Origin of the sequence: Pseudomonas sp. HMWF006 (genome assembly GCF_003061205.1) — a bacterium.
GTDB classification, from domain to species: domain Bacteria; phylum Pseudomonadota; class Gammaproteobacteria; order Pseudomonadales; family Pseudomonadaceae; genus Aquipseudomonas; species Aquipseudomonas monsensis.
Genome location: NZ_QAIU01000595.1, coordinates 1 through 21,884 on the forward strand (window position 1 = coordinate 1; position 21,884 = coordinate 21,884).

A 21,884-nucleotide genomic window follows, 5' to 3' on the forward strand; every position below is an offset into this window, starting at 1 on the left:
CCCTCGTCAACGAAGTCGATCACTCGCACCTAGACCTTGTCGGCATGTAAGCGATGCAACACCATTCTGGAAGCTGTCGGTCGGGATGATGCCAAGTTCACGAAAGGCACAAAAAAAATGGTGATCATGGGAAAGCCTGGCGTTCTCGTGGCCGCTGCCCTGGCGATTTGATAACAAACCTAAAGGGGGCGGCTCGGCAAGGCATCATCGTGGGAGAGAGAGGGCGCTGGAGGCATTCTGGCCGGTGCAGGCGGCCCTGGCGCTTGTCTCTGCGCAATTGCAGTGGCCTGGGTGCGATCAGTCGTCGGGCGGGGCTGTGGGAGGAGTGCTGGCGGACTCGCTAGATGAAGTACTGGAGGAGATTTCGCGTTGGGACATTTTCTGACTGAGCCACAACTGACAAATGTCAGAGCCGCACTGTCCGAACCGTTCAACCATTTTCCCACTGATTACGATTACATCGCACGTCAGCTCAAAGGCGTCGATCCAGCGGTGCTATACGAGATTTTTTATTCAGAAGTCGCGCCAGTGTGCTTTACAAACATTGCGGTGGCTTTGCCCACTGTCTGGACGGGTTTTGACCCTGATTGGCTCTGGATCGAAATAGAGGAAAGGTGCGCGGCGCGGCAGCGTAGATGGTCACGCAGGCAGTTCGACAAGTTGCTGGTTCGTTGGCTGAAATACAACTACGACTACATGTGGGAAGAGATCGCCAGCAGACTTTGAGCTTGTGTTTGGAGCATTGGAATTCTCGCTTGAGCGGGTGGCCGTCGAATGAACAGCGGGCACTTTCCGACAGGCGAAAAAAAAGGCCTTGCTAAGCAAGACCTTTCTTGATTTTGGTGCCCCGAGGGAGACTCGAACTCCCACTCCTTTCGAAAACGGATTTTGAATCCGCCGCGTCTACCAATTCCGCCATCAGGGCTCAATGGCGGCGAAGTATAGAGAGGTGATTACCGTTGGTCAATCACGTTTCATGGTCAATTTTCGATATTTCCGCTAGACTTTCCGGCCCTGCTAGACGAACCCCATCATGCGCGTTGCTGACTTTACCTTCGAGCTTCCTGATTCGCTGATCGCCCGCCACCCTTTGGCCGAGCGTCGCGGTAGTCGCCTGTTGACCCTTGATGGTGTCAGCGGCGCCCTCGCACACCGTCAATTCACTGATTTGCTTGAGCATTTGCGCCCGGGCGATTTGATGGTGTTCAACAATACCCGGGTGATTCCGGCGCGGCTGTTCGGGCAGAAAGCGTCCGGCGGCAAGCTGGAAATCCTCATCGAGCGGGTGCTCGATTCGCATCGCGTGCTGGCCCATGTGCGCTCCAGCAAGTCGCCGAAGCCGGGTTCGAAGATCCTTATCGACGGCGGTGGCGAAGCCGAGATGCTTGCGCGTCACGACGCGTTGTTCGAGCTGGGCTTCGATGAAGAAGTCTTGCCGCTGCTCGACCGTGTCGGGCACATGCCGTTGCCTCCCTATATAGACCGCCCGGACGAAGGCTCCGATCGCGAGCGCTATCAGACCGTGTACGCCCAGCGTCTCGGTGCGGTGGCGGCGCCGACGGCGGGGCTGCATTTCGATCAGCCGCTGATGGAGGCGATTGCCGCCAAGGGCGTCGAGACCGCGTTCGTCACGCTGCACGTCGGCGCGGGTACGTTCCAGCCGGTGCGCGTCGACAAAATCGAAGATCACCACATGCACAGCGAGTGGCTGGAAGTCGGCCAGGAGGTGGTCGATGCCGTAGCCGCCTGCCGTGCACGCGGTGGTCGGGTGATTGCCGTGGGCACCACCAGCGTGCGTTCGCTGGAAAGTGCCGCGCGCGATGGTGTGCTCAAGCCGTTTAGTGGCGACACCGACATCTTTATCTACCCGGGCCGGCCGTTCCATGTGGTCGATGCGCTGGTCACTAATTTCCATTTGCCCGAATCCACGCTGTTGATGCTGGTTTCGGCGTTCGCCGGTTATCCCGAAACCATGGCCGCCTATAAAGCCGCCGTCGACAACGGGTACCGCTTTTTCAGCTACGGTGATGCGATGTTCATCACCCGTAATCCCGCGCCGCGCGGCCCTGAGGAAACAGTATGAGTCGCACCTGTCGTATGTCGTTCGAGCTGCTTGCCACTGATGGCAAGGCCCGTCGTGGTCGTCTGACCTTCCCCCGTGGCACCGTCGAGACCCCGGCCTTCATGCCGGTGGGCACGTATGGCACGGTCAAGGGCATGTTGCCGCGTGACATCGTGGCCACCGGCGCGGAAATCATTCTGGGCAACACCTTCCACCTGTGGCTGCGCCCGGGCACCGAGGTGATCAAAGAGCACGGCGACCTGCACGACTTCATGCAGTGGAAAGGCCCGATTCTCACCGACTCCGGCGGCTTCCAGGTGTTCAGCCTGGGCGCGATGCGCAAGATCAAGGAGGAAGGCGTGACCTTCGCCTCGCCGGTCGATGGCTCGAAAGTGTTCATGGGCCCTGAAGAGTCGATGCAAGTGCAGCGCGATCTCGGTTCCGACATCGTGATGATCTTCGACGAATGCACGCCGTACCCGGCTGACGAAGACGTCGCCCGTGTATCCATGGAACTGTCGCTGCGTTGGGCTCAGCGCTCGAAAAACGCGCATGGCGATAACACCGCGGCGCTGTTCGGTATCGTTCAGGGCGGCATGCACCAGGATCTGCGCATGCGCTCGCTGGAGGGCCTCGACAAGATCGGCTTCGATGGCCTGGCCATCGGCGGTCTGTCGGTGGGCGAGCCGAAGCACGAGATGATCAAGGTGCTGGATTATCTGCCGGGCATGATGCCGGCTGACAAACCTCGTTACCTTATGGGCGTTGGCAAACCGGAAGATCTGGTTGAGGGTGTGCGCCGCGGTGTGGACATGTTCGATTGCGTGATGCCAACCCGTAATGCCCGCAATGGGCATCTGTTCATTGATACTGGCGTGCTGAAGATCCGTAACGCGTTCCATCGCCATGATGATTCGCCGCTGGATCCGACCTGCGATTGTTATACCTGCCAGAACTTCTCTCGCGCTTATCTGCATCACCTGGACAAGTGCGGCGAAATGCTCGGCAGCATGCTCAATACCATCCATAACTTGCGCCATTATCAGGTGCTGATGGCTGGTTTGCGCGAGGCTATTCAACAGGGTACATTGGCCGCCTTTGTCGATGCCTTCTACGCCAAACGCGGGCTCCCCGTTCCGCCTTTGGACTGAGTTTTCTGACCCCAAGATTCAACATTTGCAACTGGAGTGCTAAATGAGCTTTTTTATCTCTAACGCCATGGCTGACGCAGCTGCACCGGCTGCTGCTGGCCCAATGGGCGGCGGCTTCGAGTGGATTTTCCTGGTCGGCTTCCTGGTCATCTTCTACCTGATGATCTGGCGTCCACAGGCCAAGCGCGCCAAAGAGCAGAAGAACCTGCTGAGCAGCCTTGCCAAGGGCGACGAAGTGGTCACCACCGGCGGCATCGCCGGCAAGATCACCAAAGTGGCCGATGACTTCGTGGTTCTGGAAGTTTCCGACACCGTGGAAATGAAGTTCCAGAAGGGCGCCATCGCTGCCACGCTGCCAAAAGGCACGCTGAAAGCGATCTAAAGGTAACAACTTCTACTCAATCGACGGGGCGCGCAAGGCGCCCCGCGTTCATAACGGGCGGCGTGATGCTGAACAAATATCCTCTGTGGAAATACATTCTGATCCTGGCTTTGCTGGCGATCGGTCTGATTTATTCCGCTCCCAATCTTTACCCCGATGACCCGGCCATTCAGATCAGCGGTGCCAGCACGGCCCTGCAGGTCAATCAGGCCGATCTGGATCGCGTAAGCACCGCGCTTCACGAGTCCGGGATCAACGTCAAGGCTGCCACCCTGGCGGCGGGCGGCAAGGGCGGTCTGATCCGTCTGACCAAGGCTGAAGACCAGCTGCCGGCCAAAGACGTTGTGCGCAAGGCATTGGGTGATGACTACGTCGTCGCGCTGAACCTGGCACAAACCACCCCGCAATGGCTGCGCAATCTGGGCGCGCACCCGATGAAGCTGGGTCTGGACTTGTCTGGTGGTGTGCACTTCCTGCTGGAAGTGGACATGGACAAAGCCCTCGACGCACGCCTGAAAGTCTACGAAGGCGACGTCAAGAGCCTGCTGCGCAAAGAGAAGTTGCGCTATCGCAGCCTGCCGCAACTGGGCGGTGCCATTCAGCTGGGCTTCAGCGATGAAGACTCCCGCGAACAGGCCCGTGCACTGATCCGCAAGAACTTCAACGATTTCGACATTGTTCCGGCCGACCTCAACGGTCAACCGGTGCTGCGTCTGGCGATGACCCCGGCCAAGCTGGCGGAAATCCGTGAATACTCCATCAAGCAGAACCTGACCACGGTACGTAACCGCGTCAACGAGCTGGGTGTTGCCGAACCGATCGTCCAGCGTCAGGGCGCCAACCGCATTGTGGTTGAGTTGCCGGGCGTGCAGGACACTGCCGAAGCCAAGCGTATCCTCGGCAAGACGGCCAACCTCGAGTTCCGTCTGGCGGCTGAGCCAGGTGCTTCGAAAGCCACTTCCGAAACCTTCGAGTTCCGTGAAGGCAAGCGTCCGCCGGCACAGATCGAGCGTGGCCTGATCATCACCGGTGACCAGGTGACTGACGCCAAGGCCGGTTTCGGCGAGCACGGCACTCCGGAAGTGAACATCCGTCTGGATGGTCACGGTGGCGAACTGATGAGCCGCGCGACCCGTTCCAACGTCGGTCGCAGCATGGCGGTGATCTTCATCGAACAGCGTCCGGTCACCACTTACACCAAGCAGGTTGTGGGCGGCGTCGAGAAAGACGTTCCTGTACAGACCTTCAAGGAAGAGAAGAAGATCATCAGCCTGGCGACCATTCAGTCGCCGTTGGGTGCGCAGTTCCGTATCACCGGCCTGAATGGCCAGGGCGAATCGTCCGAACTGGCACTGCTGCTGCGTGCCGGTGGTCTGGCCGCGCCGATGTACTTCGCTGAAGAGCGCACAATCGGTCCGAGCCTGGGTGCTGACAACATCACCAAGGGTATTGATGCATCGCTGTGGGGCATGCTGTTCGTCTCGCTATTCATCATCGCCATCTACCGCTTCTTCGGTGTGATCGCCACCGTGGCACTGGCGGTGAACATGGTCCTGCTGCTGGCGCTGATGTCGCTGCTGGGGGCAACGCTGACCCTGCCGGGTATCGCCGGTATCGTCTTGACCATGGGCATGGCGGTCGACGCCAACGTGCTGATCTTCTCGCGGATCCGTGAAGAGATCGCCGCCGGCATGACCGTGCAGCGTGCAATCAATGAAGGCTTCGGCCGGGCATTCACCGCGATTCTCGACGCCAACCTGACCACTCTGCTGGTCGGCGGCATCCTCTTCGCCATGGGCACCGGCCCGGTGAAGGGGTTCGCAGTGACCATGTCCCTCGGGATCTTTACCTCGATGTTCACGGCCATCATGGTGACCCGCGCGATGGTCAACCTGATCTTCGGCGGTCGTGACTTCAAGAAGTTGTGGATTTAAGGGGCTGCCATGTTACGTACAATCAACTTCATGGGCGTTCGCAACTTCGCGTTCGGCGTCACAGTGTTTCTCACGTTGCTGGCTATTTTCAGCGTCTTCCACAAGGGCATGAACTGGGGCCTGGACTTCACCGGCGGTACGCTCATCGAGCTGACCTACGAGCGTCCGGCGGATGTCACCAAGGTGCGCGAGCAACTGGTGGCTTCCGGTTACCACGAAGCCGTGGTGCAGAACTTCGGTGCAACCACCGACCTGTTGGTGCGCATGCCGGGTGAAGACCCGCAGCTGGGCCATCAAGTCGCGGACGCGCTGCAGAAAGTCGGCGGCGACAACCCGGCAACGGTCAAGCGCGTCGAGTTCGTCGGTCCGCAGGTCGGTGAAGAGCTGCGCGACCAGGGCGGCCTCGGCATGCTGCTGGCGCTCGGCGGCATCCTGATCTACCTGGCTTTCCGCTTTCAGTGGAAGTTCGCGGTCGGCGCCATCGTTTCGCTGATCCACGACGTGATCGTGACCGTGGGTATCCTGTCGTTCTTCCAGATCACCTTCGACCTGACGGTGCTGGCGGCAGTGCTGGCGATCATCGGTTACTCGCTGAACGACACCATCGTCGTGTTCGACCGGGTTCGTGAGAACTTCCGCGTGTTGCGCAAGGCTTCGCTGATCGAGAACATCAACATCTCGACCACTCAGACCCTGTTGCGCACCATGGCGACGTCGATCTCCACGTTGCTGGCGATCGCGGCACTGCTGTTCTTCGGTGGCGACAACCTGTTTGGCTTCTCCATCGCCCTGTTCATCGGTGTGCTGGCGGGTACTTACTCCTCGATCTACATCGCGAACGTGGTGCTGATCTGGCTGAACCTGACCACTGAAGACCTGATTCCACCGGCCAACACCGAAAAGGAAGTCGACGACCGTCCATAACGGCCATCGCTTTTTTCCAGCTGTCAGCCAAAAAAGGCGCGAGTTGAACTCGCGCCTTTTTTTATGCTCCAAGGCTGGGAGAAGCGCGGGCGCGTCCCGCATGTGATGGTCAGGAGGTTCATGTGAACAAGTCGTTGCTGGTTGGTGCGGTATTGGGTGCTGTCGGTGTGACTGCCGGGGGTGCTGTTGCCACCTACAGCCTGGTTAAAAGCGGCCCTGAGTATGCGCAAGTTTTGGCCGTTGAGCCGGTTAAAACACAGATCAAGACTCCACGTGAAGTGTGCAAGGACGTGACAGTGACTCGTCAGGCACCGGTAAAAGATCAACACCAGATTGCCGGTACCGTTGTGGGTGCGCTGGCAGGTGGTTTGCTGGGCAATCAGATTGGCGGCGGCACCGGCAAGAAGATTGCCACGGTAGCGGGTGCGGTCGGTGGCGGTTATGCGGGTAACAAGGTGCAGGAAGGCATGCAGGAGCGTGACACCTACACCACCACGCAAACCCGCTGCAACACGGTCAATGACATCAGTGACAAAGTCGTCGGCTACGACGTGCGTTACTCGCTCGATGGCAAGGAAGGTAAAGTGCGGATGGATCGTGATCCGGGCAATCAGATTCCGGTCGACAAGGACGGCAAGTTGATTCTGTCGCAGAATGAGCCGGCTCAGTAAGGGTCGACTGTTTTAAAAAGAAGCACCCTGCGGGGTGCTTTTTTTGTGCCCGCCATTTAGGCCGCGCAACAAATCCCCTGTAGGAGTGGTGTGGTAGAGGTCGAATTCCAGGCATAAAAAAAGCACCCCGAAGGGTGCTTTTTTGCGTTTCGCGGGAAGCTTAGCGCTTCAGCGAGGCCGGCAGGTGCGGCTGGATCGCCGTCAGGACTGCCTTGAAGCATTTGGTGTTGCCGGCAACGATGTGGCCTTTTTCAAGGAAGTCGTGACCGCCGGTGAAGTCGCTCACCAGGCCGCCGGCTTCCTGAATCAGCAGGGCGCCCGCAGCCATGTCCCACTCGGACAGGCCCGATTCCCAGAATGCATCGAAACGACCGGCGGCCACGTAGGCCAGGTCCAGGCTGGCGGAACCGGCGCGGCGGATGCCGGCAGTCTGGCCAACCAGGGCGCGGAACATGCCCAGGTAGTTGTCGAGGTTGTCCATCTGGTCGTCACGGAACGGGAAGCCAGTGCCCAGCAGTGCACCGTCGAGGCTGGTACGACCGCTGACGCGCAGACGACGACCGTTCAGTTGAGCGCCGCGACCACGGCTGGCAGTGAATTCTTCCTGGCGAACCGGGTCCAGAACAACAGCGTGTTCCAGGCGGCCACGGTATTTACAGGCAATGCTGACAGCGAAGTGAGGAATGCCGCGCAGGAAGTTGGTGGTGCCGTCCAGCGGATCAATGATCCACAGGTACTCTTCGCCTTCGATGCCGGTACCGGCGTGCAGACCAGTCTCTTCACCCTGGATCGAGTGATTCGGGTAAGCCTTGCGCAGGGCATCAATGATTTTTTGTTCGGCGGCGCGATCAACCTCGGATACATAATCCTTGGCGTCTTTTTCGTCGACCTTGATGGTATCCAGGCGCTCGATGGAGCGGAAGATCAGTTCACTGGCGCTGCGGGCGGCGCGCAGCGCGATATTCAGCATGGGCTGCATGGATGTGTCACCTAAGGTTGTTAAAGAAAGCCGCGCATTCTATCAGAACTTTTCTTCAGGTGAAGGACGCTGTTAGCTTTCATAGCTTAACGGTAGGCTGTTCTGTAAGATTTGCACCCCTTTCCCGTGTCCGAGAGCGCCTCCCTTGCTGCAGAACATTCGTGTCGTCCTGGTCAACACCAGCCACCCCGGCAACATCGGCGGGGCCGCGCGCGCCATGAAAAACATGGGTCTGTCGCGGCTGGTACTGGTCGAACCGCGGGTATTTCCGCATCACGAAGCCGATGCTCGAGCTTCGGGTGCCGGTGACATCCTTGAAAACGCGCAAGTCGTCGCCACCCTGGAAGACGCCTTGGTCGGCTGCAATCTGGTGCTTGGCACCAGCGCCCGTGACCGGCGCATTCCCTGGCCGCTGCTCGATCCGCGCGAATGCGGCAGCAAAGTGGTCGAGGAAGCCGGGCAGGGCGCGCAAATCGCCCTGGTGTTCGGTCGTGAAGATTCCGGCCTGACCAATGAAGAGCTGCAGCGATGTCACTTTCACGTGCACATCCCCTCCGATCCAGAGTTCAGTTCGCTGAATCTCGGGGCGGCGGTGCAGGTGTTGAGCTATGAAGTGCGCATGGCCTGGCTGGCGGCACAAGGTCAGCCGAGCAAGATCGAGAAAGAAGAAGTGGCTTCGGTGAAAAGTGCCGAGCTGGCGACCATGGATGAGCTGGAGCGCTTTTATGAGCATCTGCAGCAGACGCTGGTCGCCATCGAATTCCTCGATCCGGAAAAGCCCCGGCACTTGATGGCGCGCCTGCGCCGGTTGTACGGACGCAGCTCGGTCAGTCGGGCGGAAATGAATATTTTGCGTGGCATCCTCACGGAAACCCAGAAAGCGGCCCGTGGTGAGCTTCTTAAGCGGAAGGACTAAATGATGTTTGAGCGTTTGCGTGAAGATATCCAGAGCGTATTCCATCGAGACCCGGCGGCGCGTAACGCTTTTGAAGTCCTGACCTGCTACCCCGGCATGCATGCGATCTGGATTCACCGGTTGGCCGGCATGCTGTGGCGCAATGAGTTGAAATGGCTGGCGCGGCTGGTGTCGAACTTCGGTCGCTGGTTGACCGGCATCGAGATTCATCCGGGGGCCAAGGTCGGGCGTCGCTTCTTCATCGACCATGGTATGGGCATCGTCATTGGTGAAACCGCCGAGATCGGTGACGACGTGACCATTTATCAGGGCGTGACCCTCGGTGGCACCAGTTGGAACAAGGGCAAGCGCCACCCGACTCTGGGTGACGGTGTTGTTGTCGGCGCCGGGGCCAAGGTGCTGGGGCCGTTCACGGTCGGTGCCGGCGCCAAGGTCGGTTCCAATGCCGTGGTGACCAAAGAAGTGCCGCCGGGCGCGACTGTGGTCGGCATTCCGGGACGAATCATCGTCAAGTCGGACGAGGAACAGGACGCCAAGCGCAAGGCCATGGCCGAGAAGATCGGTTTCGATGCCTACGGCGTCAGCGAAGACATGCCCGATCCGGTGGCACGTGCCATCGGTCAGTTGCTCGATCACCTGCAAGCGGTGGACGGACGGCTGGAAGGGATGTGCGGCGCGCTGAAGGATCTGGGCAGCAATTACTGTGCGAAAGATTTGCCTGAGTTGCGTGAAGAAGACTTCGCCTGCGTGAAGGGCAAGGATCAGAGTCAGGCCAGCTAAACCGCAGCGCTGCCATCGCGAGCAGGCTCACTCCTGCATTTCAAAAGCGTTTCCCTGTCAGGGGAGCCTGCTCGCGATGAGCGTCACGCGGTACTGCTGGCTGTACGTCGCCAGCCTTTGCTATGATGCGCGCGCTCTTTTGCGGGTAAACCCGACTAAAGCACTAGGTCTTATAGTTGACTTAAATGCTCGGGAATTGCATACTCCCGCCCATTCCGAACTCCGTGGTAACTGTCCATGCGACTGACTACAAAAGGCCGATACGCCGTGACTGCCATGCTTGACCTGGCGTTGCACGCGCAGCACGGGCCCGTGTCCCTGGCCGATATCTCCGAGCGCCAAGGCATCTCCCTGTCCTATCTCGAACAGCTGTTCGCCAAGCTGCGCCGCAGTAACCTGGTTTCCAGTGTTCGCGGCCCAGGCGGTGGCTATCAGTTGTCCCGCGACATGCAGGGCATCCAGGTCGCTCAGGTGATCGATGCGGTGAACGAATCGGTCGATGCAACCAAATGCCAGGGCCAGGGCGATTGCCATTCCGGCGACACCTGCCTGACCCACCATCTGTGGTGCGACCTGAGCCTGCAGATTCACGAATTTCTGAGCGGTATCAGCTTGGCTGACCTTGTGACTCGCCGTGAGGTGCAAGAAGTAGCCCAGCGTCAGGACCAGCGCCGTTGCAACAGCAAGGCGCCACGCCTGGACAAGATTGAAGCGTCCGCCGTCGAATGACAGCCGAAGAGCTAGCGGCACGCCAGCCCTGATTTAGGAGATAGTCCATGAAATTGCCGATTTACCTTGATTACTCTGCGACCACCCCGGTTGATCCGCGTGTTGCGCAAAAAATGAGTGAGTGCCTGCTGGTCGACGGAAACTTCGGTAACCCGGCGTCCCGTTCCCACGTGTTTGGCTGGAAAGCTGAAGAGTCGGTCGAAAACGCCCGTCGTCAGGTGGCTGATCTGGTCAACGCCGACCCGCGCGAAATCGTCTGGACTTCCGGTGCCACCGAATCCGATAACCTGGCAATCAAGGGTGCGGCACATTTCTACGCCTCCAAGGGCAAGCACCTGATCACCTCCAAGATCGAGCACAAGGCTGTCCTCGACACCATGCGCCAGCTGGAGCGTGAAGGTTTCGAAGTGACGTACCTCGAGCCGACTGAAGACGGTCTGATCACCCCGGCGATGATCGAAGCCGAACTGCGCGACGACACCATTCTGGTTTCGGTGATGCACGTGAACAACGAAATCGGCACCATCAACGACATCGCCGCCATCGGCGAGATGCTGCGTTCGAAAGGCATCCTGTTCCACGTCGACGCCGCTCAGTCCACTGGCAAGGTCGAAATCGACCTGCAGAAACTGAAAGTCGACATGATGTCGTTCTCCGCCCACAAGACTTATGGCCCTAAAGGCATCGGCGCGCTGTACGTCAGCCGCAAGCCGCGTGTGCGCATCGAAGCGACCATGCACGGCGGCGGTCACGAGCGCGGCATGCGCTCCGGTACCCTGGCGACCCACCAGATCGTCGGCATGGGCGAAGCGTTCCGTGTGGCCAAGGAAGACATGGTTGCCGAAAACGTTCGTATCAAAGCGTTGAGCGACCGCTTCTACAAGCAGGTCGAGCATCTGGAAGAGCTGTACGTCAACGGCAGCCTGACCGCCCGCGTTCCGCACAACCTGAACCTGAGCTTCAACTACGTTGAAGGCGAGTCGCTGATCATGGCGCTCAAGGATCTGGCGGTATCATCCGGTTCGGCGTGCACCTCGGCGTCGCTGGAGCCTTCGTATGTACTGCGCGCTCTGGGCCGCAACGACGAACTGGCACACAGCTCGATCCGCTTCACCTTCGGCCGTTTCACCACCGAAGAAGAAATCGACTACGCCGCGCAGAAAGTCTGCGAGGCCGTTACCAAGCTGCGCGCTCTGTCGCCGCTGTGGGACATGTACAAAGACGGCGTCGATATCTCGAAGATCGAGTGGGCGGCACACTAAATATAGAAGCCGCCGGATACAGATCCTGTAGCGACGCGGCGATTACGCAGCGCAGTTGCAGGGCCTGAAGAGCGGCCCTGATGAGTGAGGATTGAGAATCATGGCTTACAGCGAAAAGGTCATCGACCACTACGAAAACCCGCGCAACGTCGGCAAGATGAATGCCGAAGATCCGGATGTCGGCACCGGCATGGTCGGCGCGCCGGCGTGCGGCGACGTGATGCGTCTGCAGATCAAGGTCAACGAGCAGGGCGTGATTGAAGACGCCAAGTTCAAGACTTACGGCTGCGGTTCGGCAATCGCTTCCAGCTCCCTCGCCACCGAGTGGATGAAGGGCAAGACCCTGGACGAAGCGGAAACCATCAAGAACACTCAGCTGGCCGAAGAACTGGCCCTGCCGCCAGTGAAAATCCACTGCTCGGTACTCGCTGAAGACGCCATCAAGGCAGCTGTTCGCGATTACAAGCAGAAGAAAGGCTTGATCTAAGCATTGGGCGACGAGTAAGGAGTCAACGATGGCTATCAGCATGACAGAAGCGGCTGCTCGACACGTGCGACGCTCCCTCGACGGGCGCGGCAAAGGTGAAGGGATTCGTCTGGGTGTTCGCACCACAGGCTGTTCCGGCCTTGCCTACGTGCTGGAGTTTGTCGACGAGGTGGTTGCCGAGGATCAGGTGTTCGAGAGTCACGGCGAAAAAGTGATCATCGACCCGAAAAGCCTGGCTTACCTGGACGGCACCGAGCTCGATTTCGTCAAGGAAGGGTTGAACGAAGGCTTCAAGTTCAACAACCCCAACGTACGCGGTGAATGTGGCTGCGGCGAAAGCTTCAACATCTGAGGCTTGTCGTGGGTATTCCTTGTCATTTCGCTTTATTCGAGCTGCAACCGAGCTTCCGCCTGGATCTCGAGCAGTTGGCCACGCGCTATCGTGAGTTGGCGCGCGGCGTTCATCCTGACCGCTTTGCCGACGCTTCCGAGCGCGAGCAGCGGTCGGCGCTCGAGCAGTCTGCACGGCTCAACGACGCCTATCAGACGCTCAAGAGTCCGGCCCAGCGCGCTCGCTACCTGCTGACCATCAGCGGGCATGAAGTGCCGATGGAGGTCACGGTTCACGACCCCGAGTTTCTTTTGCAGCAGATGCAATGGCGCGAAGAGCTCGAAGACCTCCAGGACAGCGCCGATCTTGACGGTGTTGCTGTGTTCAAGCGGCGCCTGAAAGTCGCTCAGGAACAGTTGAACGAAAGCTTCGCAGCCTGTTGGGATGATGCAGCGCAACGCGAACAGGCCGAGCGCCTGATGCGACGCATGCAGTTCCTCGACAAGCTCACCTACGAAGTGCGCCAGTTAGAAGAGCGCCTCGACGATTAACCCAGTGCCGCTCCGGTCGCACGCCTGATATACAGATAAGTCCTGATCACGATGGCCCTACTGCAGATCGCCGAACCCGGCCAAAGTCCTCAACCGCACCAGCGTCGTCTGGCTGTGGGGATCGACTTGGGCACTACCAATTCGCTGGTCGCTGCGTTGCGCAGTGGTCTTTCCGAGCCACTGGCCGACGCTGACGGGCAGGTCATCCTGCCGTCCGCCGTGCGTTATCACGCCGATCGTGTCGAGGTTGGCGAATCGGCCAAGCTGGCCGCGTCCTCCGATCCCTTGAACACTGTGCTGTCGGTCAAGCGCCTGATGGGGCGCGGTCTGTCCGACGTCAAACAATTGGGCGAGCAACTGCCGTACCGCTTTGTCGGCGGCGAATCGCACATGCCGTTCATCGACACCGTGCAGGGCCCGAAAAGCCCGGTCGAAGTTTCTGCCGATATCCTCAAGGTCCTGCGTCAGCGTGCTGAAGCGACTTTGGGTGGTGAGCTGGTTGGCGCGGTGATCACCGTTCCGGCGTATTTCGACGATGCGCAACGTCAAGCCACCAAGGATGCGGCAAAACTCGCCGGTCTGAACGTGCTGCGTCTGCTCAACGAGCCGACCGCAGCCGCTGTGGCTTATGGTCTGGATCAACATGCCGAAGGCCTGGTTGCTATCTATGACCTGGGCGGCGGCACCTTCGATATTTCGATTTTGCGCCTAACTGGCGGTGTTTTCGAAGTACTGGCTACCGGCGGCGACAGCGCCCTGGGTGGCGATGACTTCGACCACGCGATTGCCGGCTGGATCATCGAGAGCGCCGGCCTGTCCGCCGATCTCGATCCAGGCGCACAACGCAATCTGCTGCAAACCGCCTGCGCAGCCAAAGAAGCCCTGACCGATGCCGCCAGCGTTGAAGTCGCCTACGGTGACTGGAAAGCGCAGTTGACCCGCGAAGCCTTCGATGCGCTGATCGAGCCGATGGTTGCCCGCAGCCTGAAAGCCTGCCGTCGTGCCGTGCGCGATTCCGGTATCGAACTGGAAGACGTACACGCCGTGGTCATGGTCGGCGGTTCGACCCGTGTGCCGCGTGTGCGCGAAGCGGTCGCCGAAGCTTTTGGTCGTCAGCCATTGACGGAAATCGACCCGGATCAAGTGGTGGCCATCGGGGCCGCGATCCAGGCGGATACGCTGGCTGGCAACAAGCGTGATGGCGGCGAACTGCTGCTGCTCGATGTGATTCCGCTGTCCCTGGGGCTGGAAACCATGGGCGGTCTGATGGAGAAGGTGATTCCGCGCAACACCACCATCCCGGTCGCTCGCGCTCAGGACTTCACCACTTATAAAGATGGCCAGTCGGCCATGGCGATCCACGTGTTGCAGGGCGAGCGCGAGCTGATCAGCGACTGCCGCTCCCTGGCACGCTTCGAACTGCGCGGCATTCCAGCAATGGTGGCCGGGGCGGCGAAGATTCGCGTGACCTTCCAGGTCGATGCCGACGGTCTGCTCAGCGTGTCCGCCCGTGAATTGGGTTCGGGCGTTGAGGCGAGTATTCAGGTCAAGCCGTCGTACGGACTGACCGACGGCGAAATCGCCAAGATGCTCAAGGACTCGTTCCAGCACGCCAACGACGACAAGGTCGCCCGTGTTCTGCGTGAGCAGCAAGTCGATGCCCAGCGCCTGATCGAAGCGGTGCAGGGCGCTCTGGAGGCCGATGGCGAGCGTTTGCTCGACGCCGAAGAGCGCATGGTCATCGACCTGCAGGTGCAGGAACTCATTGAACTGATGAAAGGCACCGATGGTTACGCCATCGAGCAGCAGACCAAGCGTCTGTCGCAAGTGACCGATGCTTTTGCTGCCCGCCGCATGGATCTGACGGTGAAAGCCGCTCTGTCGGGGCGCAATCTGAATGAAATCGAGGATATCTGATGCCGCAGGTCATTTTTCTGCCACACGAGAAGTTTTGCCCTGAGGGCATGGTGGTCGAGGCTGCGCCCGGCACATCTATTCTTGAACTGGCCCACGAACACCATATCGAGATGGAAAGTGCCTGTGGCGGCGTCTGCGCTTGCACCACGTGCCACTGCATCATCCGCGAGGGTTTCGACTCGCTGGAAGAGGCGGACGAGCTGGAAGAAGACTTTCTCGATCGCGCCTGGGGTCTTGAAGCGCAGTCGCGTCTGGCCTGTCAGGCTATCGTCGGTGAAGAAGACATCACCGTCGAAATCCCGAAATATTCGCTTAACCATGCGGCTGAAGCGCCGCACTGACTGGTAAGACTGTCATGAGCTACGGTTGGAATGATGTTCAACGCATTGCAGAAGAATTGGCCGAAGCCAAACCGGATGTAGATCCGCTTTCTGTCAATTTCGTCGACCTGCAGCGATGGATCATGGAACTGCCTGACTTCGACAACACCTCTGGCCGTGTCGGCGAGAAGGTGTTGGAAGCGGTTCAGGCGCTCTGGATCGAAGAAGTCGACTGATCGTCCTCGCAGGTTAGGCAATACCCAAGAACCCGCGTATAATTCGCGGGTTTAATTTTTCGCAAATTACCGTTTCTGGAGTTACACCATGGCTGTTCAACGTACTTTCTCCATCATCAAGCCTGACGCCGTTGCTAAAGGCGCTGCCGGCGAAATCGTTACCCGCTTCGAAAAGGCTGGTCTGAAAGTTGTTGCTTCGAAAATGAAGCAGCTGTCCAAAGCCGAAGCTGAAGGCTTCTACGCTGAGCACAAAGAGCGTGGTTTCTTCGGTGACCTGGTTGCTTTCATGATCTCCGGTCCGGTTGTTGTTCAGGTTCTGGAAGGCGAAAACGCTATCGCTCGCAACCGTGAGCTGATGGGCGCTACCAACCCTAAAGAAGCTGCTGCCGGTACCATCCGTGCTGACTTCGCTGAGTCGATCGACGCCAACGCCGTTCACGGTTCGGACTCCGAAGCCGCTGCTGCTCGCGAAATCTCGTACTTCTTCGCAGCTACTGAAGTAACCACTCGCTAAGCATTGGCTTGAGAGTGAAGGTGAATCCATGACTACATCGACTGTTAAAACAAACCTGCTGGGTCTGACCCAGCCGGAAATGGAAAAATTCTTCGACTCAATCGGGGAGAAGCGTTTCCGTGCCGGTCAGGTAATGAAATGGATTCACCACTTTGGCGTCGATGATTTCGACGCCATGACGAACGTCAGCAAGGCCCTGCGCGACAAGCTCAAGGCTATTGCCGAGGTTCGTGGTCCCGAAGTGGTCAGCGAGGACATCTCCAGCGACGGCACCCGTAAGTGGGTGGTGCGCGTGGCGTCCGGCAGCTGTGTCGAGACCGTGTACATTCCCCAGGGCAAACGCGGCACGCTGTGCGTTTCGTCCCAGGCAGGCTGTGCCCTGGACTGCAGTTTCTGCTCCACCGGCAAGCAAGGCTTCAACAGCAACCTCACTGCCGCCGAAGTCATCGGTCAGGTGTGGATTGCCAACAAATCTTTCGGCAGTGTTCCGGCTACCATCGACCGCGCCATCACCAACGTGGTGATGATGGGCATGGGCGAACCGCTGCTGAACTTCGACAACGTCGTGGCCGCCATGCATCTGATGATGGATGACCTCGGCTACGGGATCTCCAAGCGCCGCGTGACCCTGTCCACGTCGGGTGTGGTGCCGATGATCGATGAGCTGGCCAAGCACATCGACGTCTCCCTGGCGTTGTCCCTGCACGCACCGAATGACGCATTACGTAACCAATTGGTGCCGATCAACAAGAAGTATCCGCTTAAGATGCTGCTCGAGTCGTGCCAGCGCTACATGTCCGCCCTCGGCGAGAAGCGTGTGCTGACCATCGAGTACACCTTGCTCAAGGACGTCAACGACAAACTTGAGCACGCCGTGGAAATGATCGAGTTGCTGAAAGACATTCCGTGCAAGATCAACCTGATCCCGTTCAACCCGTTCCCGCACTCCGGGTACGAGCGGCCGAGCAACAACGCTATCCGCCGGTTCCAGGATCAACTGCATCAGGCCGGTTACAACGTCACCGTCCGCACCACCCGTGGTGAAGACATCGACGCCGCGTGTGGTCAATTGGTAGGGCAGGTGCTGGATCGCACCCGTCGCAGCGAACGTTACATCGCCGTGCGTGAGTTGAGCGCCGACGGCGATCTGGCACAGAACGCCGCGAACACTAACTAAGAGAGGATCTCTATGTCCCTGCGCTTTGCGCTGCTGTTGCTGATAGCCAGCCTGTGTGCTGGTTGTGTCCTGTCGGGTGACTACAACCCGATGAAGACCAGCAAGGGCCGCGATGAAGCGCGGGCTGCCTACGTGCAGTTGGGCCTGGGGTACTTGCAGCAGGGCATGACCGAGCGGGCCAAGGTGCCGCTGAAAAAGGCGCTGGAGCTTGACGATTCCGACCCTGACGCCAATGCCGCCCTCGGGCTGGTGTTTCAGGCCGAAATGGAGCCGAAACTGGCTGACGAGCACTTTCGCAAAGCCCTGTCCTCCCGACCCGCCGATGCGCGCACCCTCAACAACTACGGCAGTTTTCTCTACGAAGAACAGCGTTACAAGGAAGCCTACGAGCGTTTTGAACAGGCGGCCGCCGATACCCTGTATCCTGAGCGTTCGCGAGTGTTCGAGAACCTCGGCATGACGGCGGCGAAGCTCGGTCAGCGCGATCTGGCGCAGCAGCAGCTGGAAAAGGCTCTGCGTCTGAATCGTCAACAACCGCGTGCCTTGCTGGAAATGGCTGAGTTGTCCTTCGAAGACAGGCATTATGTGCCCGCGCGTGACTATTACGACCGTTTCAGCCTGCTAACCGAGCAAAATGCACGTAGTCTATTGCTCGGCGTTCGGCTGGCAAAAGTGTTTGAAGATCGCGACAAGGCCGCCAGTTACGGCCTGCAATTAAAACGACTCTATCCCGGTACGCCGGAATATCAGCAATACCTGTCGGAGCAATGATGAAAGCGGCGCATCCCGAAGTTGTAGCAGCGAATCGCGTTAACCCCGGTGAGACTCTGCGCCAGGCCCGCGAAAGCAATGGCTGGTCGCTGGCCGAAGTGGCCCTCAAGCTCAACCTCACCGTGTCTTCCCTGAGCAATCTTGAAGCCGGCGCTTTCGACAAGCTGCCGGGGCATACCTTTGCTCGCGGTTACATTCGCGCCTATGCCAAATTGCTCGGCATGGACCAGACCGTTCTGGTTCAGCAATTCGACCAGTCCACCGGTACCGACTCCCAGGGCAGCAACGTCCACGCCCTGGGCCGTATCGAAGAGCCAGTGCGGGTCTCCCACACGATCTTGCGTATCGTCAGCCTGTTGTTGCTGATCGCGGTCATCGGCGGCGGTTTCGTCTGGTGGCAGGATCAGACGTCGCAGCGGATCAAGGATTTGACCACCCTGGCCCCGGAGCACGTCGAAGTCGAAGGCGCCGACGGCACTACCCAGATTCATCCGATCGACGAGCCGGAAGACCAGGCAGTCGCGCAAAACCAGGCCGAAAGCTCGACTTCCCTGGCCTTGCCACCCTCCGAAACCACCGCAGAATCGACCGGTGCCGAGCCTGTTGCTCCGGCGACGGCACCAACTGCGCCGGCGGTAGCGCCAACCGCACCAGTTCATACCCCGGCGCCGGTCGTTGCCCCTGCGGCGACTCCGGCACCGGCTGTTCCGGCCATGCCTGCGCCAACCGTCACTGCACCGGTGGCGCCTGCGCCGACCGCAGAAGTGGCGGCTCCGGCGGCCGGCGATGGTCAGGTTCAGCTGCAATTCACCGGCGATTGCTGGGCACAAGTCACCGATGGCCGTGGCAAAGTGCTGTTCAGTGGCCTGAAGCATAAAGGCGACAGCGTGGCTGTCAGCGGCAAACCGCCGCTCAGTGTGCGCCTGGGTGTTGCCCGCGCCGCACAGGTCAGCTACAACGGCCAGCCGGTCGATGTCGCTCCGTTCACCAGTGGCGAGACTGCTCGCCTGAAGTTGGGTCAATAAGTCATGCACGGCGAATCTCCAATCAAACGTCGCGTTTCGCGCAAGATCTGGGTCGGTAACGTACCTGTTGGCGGCGATGCGCCTATCGCTGTGCAGAGCATGACCAACAGCGACACCAATGATGTGGCTGCCACCGTTGCCCAGATCAATCGTCTGGAAGCGGCCGGCGTCGACATCGTCCGCGTTTCGGTACCGGACATGGACGCCGCCGAGGCGTTCGGCAAGATCAAGCAACTGGTCAAGGTGCCGCTGGTTGCCGACATCCACTTCGACTACAAGATTGCCTTGCGCGTCGCCGAACTGGGTGTGGACTGCCTGCGTATCAACCCGGGCAACATCGGTCGTGAAGACCGCGTGCGCGCCGTGGTCGATGCTGCCCGTGATCGCGGTATTCCGATCCGCATCGGCGTCAACGCCGGTTCCCTGGAAAAAGACCTGCAAAAGAAGTACGGCGAGCCGACCCCGGCCGCCCTGGTCGAATCCGCCCTGCGTCACGTCGAGCACCTCGAACGCCTGAATTTCCAGGACTTCAAGGTCAGCGTGAAGGCCTCTGACGTGTTCATGGCCGTCGAAGCCTACCGCTTGCTGGCCAAGGAAATCGTCCAGCCGCTGCACCTGGGCATTACCGAAGCCGGTGGATTGCGTTCGGGCACAGTGAAATCCGCCGTGGGCCTAGGTATGCTGCTCGCCGAGGGGATTGGCGATACTATCCGCATCTCGCTGGCGGCCGACCCGGTCGAGGAAGTGAAGGTCGGTTACGACATTCTCAAGTCTTTGCATCTGCGTTCCCGTGGCATCAACTTCATCGCCTGCCCGAGCTGCTCGCGGCAGAACTTCGATGTGGTCAAGACCATGAACGAGCTGGAAGGGCGTCTTGAAGACCTGCTGGTGCCGCTGGATGTCGCGGTGATCGGTTGTGTGGTCAACGGCCCCGGCGAAGCCAAGGAAGCCCATATCGGCTTGACCGGCGGTACGCCAAACCTGATTTACATCGACGGCAAGCCGTCGCAGAAACTGACGAATGACAATCTGGTGGATGAGCTGGAAAAGCTGATCCGCGAGAAAGCGGCCGAGAAGGTCGAAGCTGACGCAGCGGTTATCGCGCGCGGCTGAGCCTGACTGAAGCGCCGAACGAATTTAAGGATTTAAAGTGAGCAAGTCTTTGCAAGCCATACGTGGCATGAACGACATCCTGCCCGAACAGACCCCGCTGTGGCGTTATTTCGAGGGCACCGTTGCGCGTTTGCTGGATAACTACGGTTACAAGCAGATTCGCATGCCGATCGTCGAATTCACCGAGCTGTTCAAGCGCTCGATCGGTGAAGTGACCGACATCGTCGAAAAAGAGATGTACACCTTCGAAGACCGCAACGGCGACTCCCTGACCCTGCGTCCGGAAGGTACCGCGGCGTGCGTGCGTGCGGTGCTCGAACACGGCATCACCGGCGGTGGCCAGGTGCAGAAACTCTGGTACATCGGCCCGATGTTCCGCCACGAGCGTCCGCAGAAAGGCCGCTATCGCCAGTTCCACCAGATCGGTCTGGAGGTGTTCAACCTCGACGGTCCGGACATCGACGCCGAGCTGATCATCATGACCTGGCGCCTGTGGGGCGAGCTGGGCATCCGTGATGCGGTCAAGCTCGAACTCAACAGCCTGGGCACCAGCGAGTCCCGTGGTCGTTACCGTGAAGCGCTGGTCGAGTACCTCTCGGCGCACCACGACAAGCTCGACGAAGACAGCCAGCGTCGCCTGAAAACCAATCCGCTGCGCGTGCTCGACACCAAAAATGCCGACACTCAAGCGGTGCTGGTCGGTGCGCCGAAGATGGCGGACTACCTGGATGAGGAATCCCGTGCCCACTTCGAAGGCCTGAAGGCGCGTCTGGATGCCGTCGGCATTCCGTACGTGCTCAACCCGAAGCTGGTACGCGGCCTCGATTACTACAGCAAAACCGTATTCGAATGGGTCACCGACAAGCTCGGCGCCCAGGGCACTGTCTGCGCGGGCGGTCGTTACGACGGTCTGGTCGAGCAGATGGGCGGCAAGCCGACTACCGGCGTGGGTTTCGCCATGGGTATCGAACGTCTGGTGCTGATGCTGGAAACCCTTGAGCAGATCCCGGAAGAAATCTCCCGTCAGGTCGACGTCTACCTCTGCGCCTTCGGTGAGCAAGCCGAACTGGCCGGCCTGGCCCTGGCCGAGCGTGTCCGCGATCAACTTCCAAACCTGCGTCTGCAAGTCAATGCCGGCGCCGGCAGCTTCAAAAGCCAGTTCAAGAAAGCCGACAAGAGCGGTGCGCTGTACGCACTGATCCTGGGTGACGACGAAATGGCCCAGCAAGTGGTAGGTTTCAAACCCCTGCGTGGCCAGGGCGAACAACAAAGCATTGCCTGGGATGCGCTCGCCGCTCACCTGGCCACCTGCGTCGTGCAGGGTTGAAGCTGTCTAAACAGCCGATTTAGCGATTAAGGAGTATTGGGGTGTCGAGTACCGAAGACGAACAGTTGGCGGATTTGAAGGACTGGTGGACACGCAACGGCAAACCTCTGGTCACCGGCGGCCTGTTGGCACTGGTTATCGTGTTCGGCTGGCAGGCTTATCACAAGTATCAGAGCAACCAGTCGCAAGGCGCCTCGGTGCTTTATCAGCAACTGCTGGAAACCACGCTGACGCCTGACGGCAAGCCTGATGCGGCCCGCGTTGCGGATCTGGCCGGCAAGCTCAACAGCGAATTCGGCGGCACCGCGTACGCGCAGTACGGCAG

25 protein-coding genes and 1 tRNA gene are annotated in these 21,884 nt (G+C 59.5%); 24 read left to right on the forward strand and 2 right to left on the reverse strand.

Going from position 1 to position 21,884, the window contains the following annotated elements:
* Window positions 1-369: 369 nt before the first annotated feature.
* Complete coding sequence (locus tag DBR24_RS27500) at window positions 370-726, forward strand: hypothetical protein (RefSeq protein WP_128616287.1); 357 nt, start codon at window positions 370-372, stop codon at window positions 724-726.
* 114 nt (window positions 727-840) lie between these two features.
* On the opposite strand, the gene DBR24_RS27505 is transcribed toward DBR24_RS27500, so the two are convergent.
* Window positions 841-925 (reverse strand) — tRNA-Leu (locus DBR24_RS27505).
* Between the two features lie 108 nt (window positions 926-1,033).
* Here DBR24_RS27505 and queA point away from each other — a divergent pair.
* From queA to DBR24_RS27535, 6 genes are all read left to right on the forward strand, one after another.
* A complete protein-coding gene (gene queA / locus DBR24_RS27510; RefSeq protein ID WP_128616288.1) occupies window positions 1,034-2,083 on the forward strand; it encodes a tRNA preQ1(34) S-adenosylmethionine ribosyltransferase-isomerase QueA in 1,050 nt (349 codons plus the stop codon).
* Window positions 2,084-2,097: 14 nt separating this feature from the next.
* Window positions 2,098-3,213 carry a tRNA guanosine(34) transglycosylase Tgt gene (tgt, locus tag DBR24_RS27515; RefSeq protein WP_161794909.1) on the forward strand — a complete coding sequence of 372 codons (1,116 nt, stop codon included), beginning with the start codon at window positions 2,098-2,100 and terminating at the stop codon, window positions 3,211-3,213.
* A gap of 43 nt (window positions 3,214-3,256) precedes the next feature.
* The gene (gene yajC / locus DBR24_RS27520) at window positions 3,257-3,595 is read left to right on the forward strand and encodes a preprotein translocase subunit YajC (RefSeq protein WP_003227923.1); all 339 of its coding nucleotides are present in this window, start codon (window positions 3,257-3,259) and stop codon (window positions 3,593-3,595) included.
* Between the two features lie 65 nt (window positions 3,596-3,660).
* A complete protein-coding gene (secD, locus tag DBR24_RS27525; protein WP_128616289.1) occupies window positions 3,661-5,529 on the forward strand; it encodes a protein translocase subunit SecD in 1,869 nt (622 codons plus the stop codon).
* Between the two features lie 9 nt (window positions 5,530-5,538).
* Entirely contained in the window at window positions 5,539-6,453 is a 915-nt protein-coding gene (gene secF / locus DBR24_RS27530) for a protein translocase subunit SecF (RefSeq protein ID WP_123466021.1), read from the forward strand.
* A gap of 122 nt (window positions 6,454-6,575) precedes the next feature.
* Window positions 6,576-7,124 carry a glycine zipper 2TM domain-containing protein gene (locus DBR24_RS27535; RefSeq protein WP_128616290.1) on the forward strand — a complete coding sequence of 183 codons (549 nt, stop codon included), beginning with the start codon at window positions 6,576-6,578 and terminating at the stop codon, window positions 7,122-7,124.
* Window positions 7,125-7,284: 160 nt separating this feature from the next.
* Here the strand turns inward: DBR24_RS27535 and suhB are convergent, their stop codons facing one another.
* Complete coding sequence (gene suhB / locus DBR24_RS27540) at window positions 7,285-8,103, reverse strand: inositol-phosphate phosphatase (RefSeq protein ID WP_016773320.1); 819 nt, start codon at window positions 8,101-8,103, stop codon at window positions 7,285-7,287.
* A gap of 145 nt (window positions 8,104-8,248) precedes the next feature.
* Here suhB and trmJ point away from each other — a divergent pair, with 145 nt between their 5' ends.
* From trmJ to DBR24_RS34085, 17 genes are all read left to right on the forward strand, one after another.
* The gene (gene trmJ / locus DBR24_RS27545) at window positions 8,249-9,019 is read left to right on the forward strand and encodes a tRNA (cytosine(32)/uridine(32)-2'-O)-methyltransferase TrmJ (protein WP_123466023.1); all 771 of its coding nucleotides are present in this window, start codon (window positions 8,249-8,251) and stop codon (window positions 9,017-9,019) included.
* Between the two features lie 3 nt (window positions 9,020-9,022).
* Window positions 9,023-9,799, forward strand: a complete 777-nt coding sequence (cysE, locus tag DBR24_RS27550) for a serine O-acetyltransferase (protein ID WP_025109222.1) — start codon at window positions 9,023-9,025, stop codon at window positions 9,797-9,799.
* Window positions 9,800-10,036: 237 nt separating this feature from the next.
* Entirely contained in the window at window positions 10,037-10,528 is a 492-nt protein-coding gene (iscR, locus tag DBR24_RS27555) for a Fe-S cluster assembly transcriptional regulator IscR (protein WP_003227911.1), read from the forward strand.
* A 47-nt stretch (window positions 10,529-10,575) separates the two neighbouring features.
* Window positions 10,576-11,790, forward strand: coding sequence for an IscS subfamily cysteine desulfurase (locus DBR24_RS27560; protein ID WP_123466025.1), 1,215 nt, complete (start codon window positions 10,576-10,578; stop codon window positions 11,788-11,790).
* 100 nt (window positions 11,791-11,890) lie between these two features.
* A complete protein-coding gene (iscU, locus tag DBR24_RS27565; RefSeq protein ID WP_003248539.1) occupies window positions 11,891-12,277 on the forward strand; it encodes a Fe-S cluster assembly scaffold IscU in 387 nt (128 codons plus the stop codon).
* 28 nt (window positions 12,278-12,305) lie between these two features.
* Window positions 12,306-12,629 carry an iron-sulfur cluster assembly protein IscA gene (iscA, locus tag DBR24_RS27570; RefSeq protein WP_003227904.1) on the forward strand — a complete coding sequence of 108 codons (324 nt, stop codon included), beginning with the start codon at window positions 12,306-12,308 and terminating at the stop codon, window positions 12,627-12,629.
* Window positions 12,630-12,637: 8 nt separating this feature from the next.
* Entirely contained in the window at window positions 12,638-13,159 is a 522-nt protein-coding gene (gene hscB, locus DBR24_RS27575) for a co-chaperone HscB (protein WP_003227901.1), read from the forward strand.
* Between the two features lie 51 nt (window positions 13,160-13,210).
* Window positions 13,211-15,076: a Fe-S protein assembly chaperone HscA gene (gene hscA, locus DBR24_RS27580; RefSeq protein ID WP_123466027.1), complete on the forward strand. Its 1,866-nt coding sequence runs from the start codon at window positions 13,211-13,213 to the stop codon at window positions 15,074-15,076.
* Window positions 15,076-15,417, forward strand: a complete 342-nt coding sequence (fdx, locus tag DBR24_RS27585; protein ID WP_025109219.1) for an ISC system 2Fe-2S type ferredoxin — start codon at window positions 15,076-15,078, stop codon at window positions 15,415-15,417. Before hscA ends, fdx begins: the two co-directional genes overlap by 1 nt.
* Window positions 15,418-15,431: 14 nt before the next feature.
* Window positions 15,432-15,632, forward strand: a complete 201-nt coding sequence (gene iscX, locus DBR24_RS27590; RefSeq protein WP_027619659.1) for a Fe-S cluster assembly protein IscX — start codon at window positions 15,432-15,434, stop codon at window positions 15,630-15,632.
* An 88-nt stretch (window positions 15,633-15,720) separates the two neighbouring features.
* Window positions 15,721-16,146, forward strand: coding sequence for a nucleoside-diphosphate kinase (ndk, locus tag DBR24_RS27595; RefSeq protein WP_003227894.1), 426 nt, complete (start codon window positions 15,721-15,723; stop codon window positions 16,144-16,146).
* Window positions 16,147-16,174: 28 nt separating this feature from the next.
* Window positions 16,175-17,323: a 23S rRNA (adenine(2503)-C(2))-methyltransferase RlmN gene (rlmN, locus tag DBR24_RS27600; protein ID WP_128616291.1), complete on the forward strand. Its 1,149-nt coding sequence runs from the start codon at window positions 16,175-16,177 to the stop codon at window positions 17,321-17,323.
* A gap of 12 nt (window positions 17,324-17,335) precedes the next feature.
* Window positions 17,336-18,094, forward strand: a complete 759-nt coding sequence (gene pilW / locus DBR24_RS27605; protein WP_123466033.1) for a type IV pilus biogenesis/stability protein PilW — start codon at window positions 17,336-17,338, stop codon at window positions 18,092-18,094.
* Window positions 18,094-19,119, forward strand: coding sequence for a RodZ family helix-turn-helix domain-containing protein (locus DBR24_RS27610; RefSeq protein WP_128616292.1), 1,026 nt, complete (start codon window positions 18,094-18,096; stop codon window positions 19,117-19,119). The genes pilW and DBR24_RS27610 overlap by 1 nt, the downstream gene beginning before the upstream one ends.
* A 3-nt stretch (window positions 19,120-19,122) precedes the next feature.
* Entirely contained in the window at window positions 19,123-20,232 is a 1,110-nt protein-coding gene (gene ispG, locus DBR24_RS27615) for a flavodoxin-dependent (E)-4-hydroxy-3-methylbut-2-enyl-diphosphate synthase (RefSeq protein ID WP_025109215.1), read from the forward strand.
* Window positions 20,233-20,269: 37 nt separating this feature from the next.
* Window positions 20,270-21,559 (forward strand): histidine--tRNA ligase, encoded by a 1,290-nt coding sequence (gene hisS / locus DBR24_RS27620; protein WP_128616293.1) that lies wholly within the window; start codon window positions 20,270-20,272, stop codon window positions 21,557-21,559.
* A 41-nt stretch (window positions 21,560-21,600) separates the two neighbouring features.
* On the forward strand, window positions 21,601-21,884 hold a 284-nt coding region (locus DBR24_RS34085; RefSeq protein ID WP_256591904.1), incomplete at its 3' end, for a tetratricopeptide repeat protein.

Bases quoted from the DNA above. Each gene is read 5' to 3' on its own strand.
- fdx (WP_025109219.1), top strand. From the start codon at position 15,076: ATGCCGCAGGTCATTTTTCTGCCACACGAGAAGTTTTGCCCTGAGGGC.
- ndk (WP_003227894.1), top strand. From the start codon at position 15,721: ATGGCTGTTCAACGTACTTTCTCCATCATCAAGCCTGACGCCGTTGCT.
- iscR (WP_003227911.1), top strand. From the start codon at position 10,037: ATGCGACTGACTACAAAAGGCCGATACGCCGTGACTGCCATGCTTGAC.
- iscX (WP_027619659.1), top strand. From the start codon at position 15,432: ATGAGCTACGGTTGGAATGATGTTCAACGCATTGCAGAAGAATTGGCC.
- tgt (WP_161794909.1), top strand. From the start codon at position 2,098: ATGTCGTTCGAGCTGCTTGCCACTGATGGCAAGGCCCGTCGTGGTCGT.
- DBR24_RS27610 (WP_128616292.1), top strand. From the start codon at position 18,094: ATGAAAGCGGCGCATCCCGAAGTTGTAGCAGCGAATCGCGTTAACCCC.
- iscU (WP_003248539.1), top strand. From the start codon at position 11,891: ATGGCTTACAGCGAAAAGGTCATCGACCACTACGAAAACCCGCGCAAC.
- yajC (WP_003227923.1), top strand. From the start codon at position 3,257: ATGAGCTTTTTTATCTCTAACGCCATGGCTGACGCAGCTGCACCGGCT.
- secD (WP_128616289.1), top strand. From the start codon at position 3,661: ATGCTGAACAAATATCCTCTGTGGAAATACATTCTGATCCTGGCTTTG.
- rlmN (WP_128616291.1), top strand. From the start codon at position 16,175: ATGACTACATCGACTGTTAAAACAAACCTGCTGGGTCTGACCCAGCCG.
- pilW (WP_123466033.1), top strand. From the start codon at position 17,336: ATGTCCCTGCGCTTTGCGCTGCTGTTGCTGATAGCCAGCCTGTGTGCT.
- suhB (WP_016773320.1), bottom strand. From the start codon at position 8,103: ATGCAGCCCATGCTGAATATCGCGCTGCGCGCCGCCCGCAGCGCCAGT.
- iscA (WP_003227904.1), top strand. From the start codon at position 12,306: ATGGCTATCAGCATGACAGAAGCGGCTGCTCGACACGTGCGACGCTCC.
- queA (WP_128616288.1), top strand. From the start codon at position 1,034: ATGCGCGTTGCTGACTTTACCTTCGAGCTTCCTGATTCGCTGATCGCC.
- ispG (WP_025109215.1), top strand. From the start codon at position 19,123: ATGCACGGCGAATCTCCAATCAAACGTCGCGTTTCGCGCAAGATCTGG.
- hscA (WP_123466027.1), top strand. From the start codon at position 13,211: ATGGCCCTACTGCAGATCGCCGAACCCGGCCAAAGTCCTCAACCGCAC.
- DBR24_RS27560 (WP_123466025.1), top strand. From the start codon at position 10,576: ATGAAATTGCCGATTTACCTTGATTACTCTGCGACCACCCCGGTTGAT.
- cysE (WP_025109222.1), top strand. From the start codon at position 9,023: ATGTTTGAGCGTTTGCGTGAAGATATCCAGAGCGTATTCCATCGAGAC.
- secF (WP_123466021.1), top strand. From the start codon at position 5,539: ATGTTACGTACAATCAACTTCATGGGCGTTCGCAACTTCGCGTTCGGC.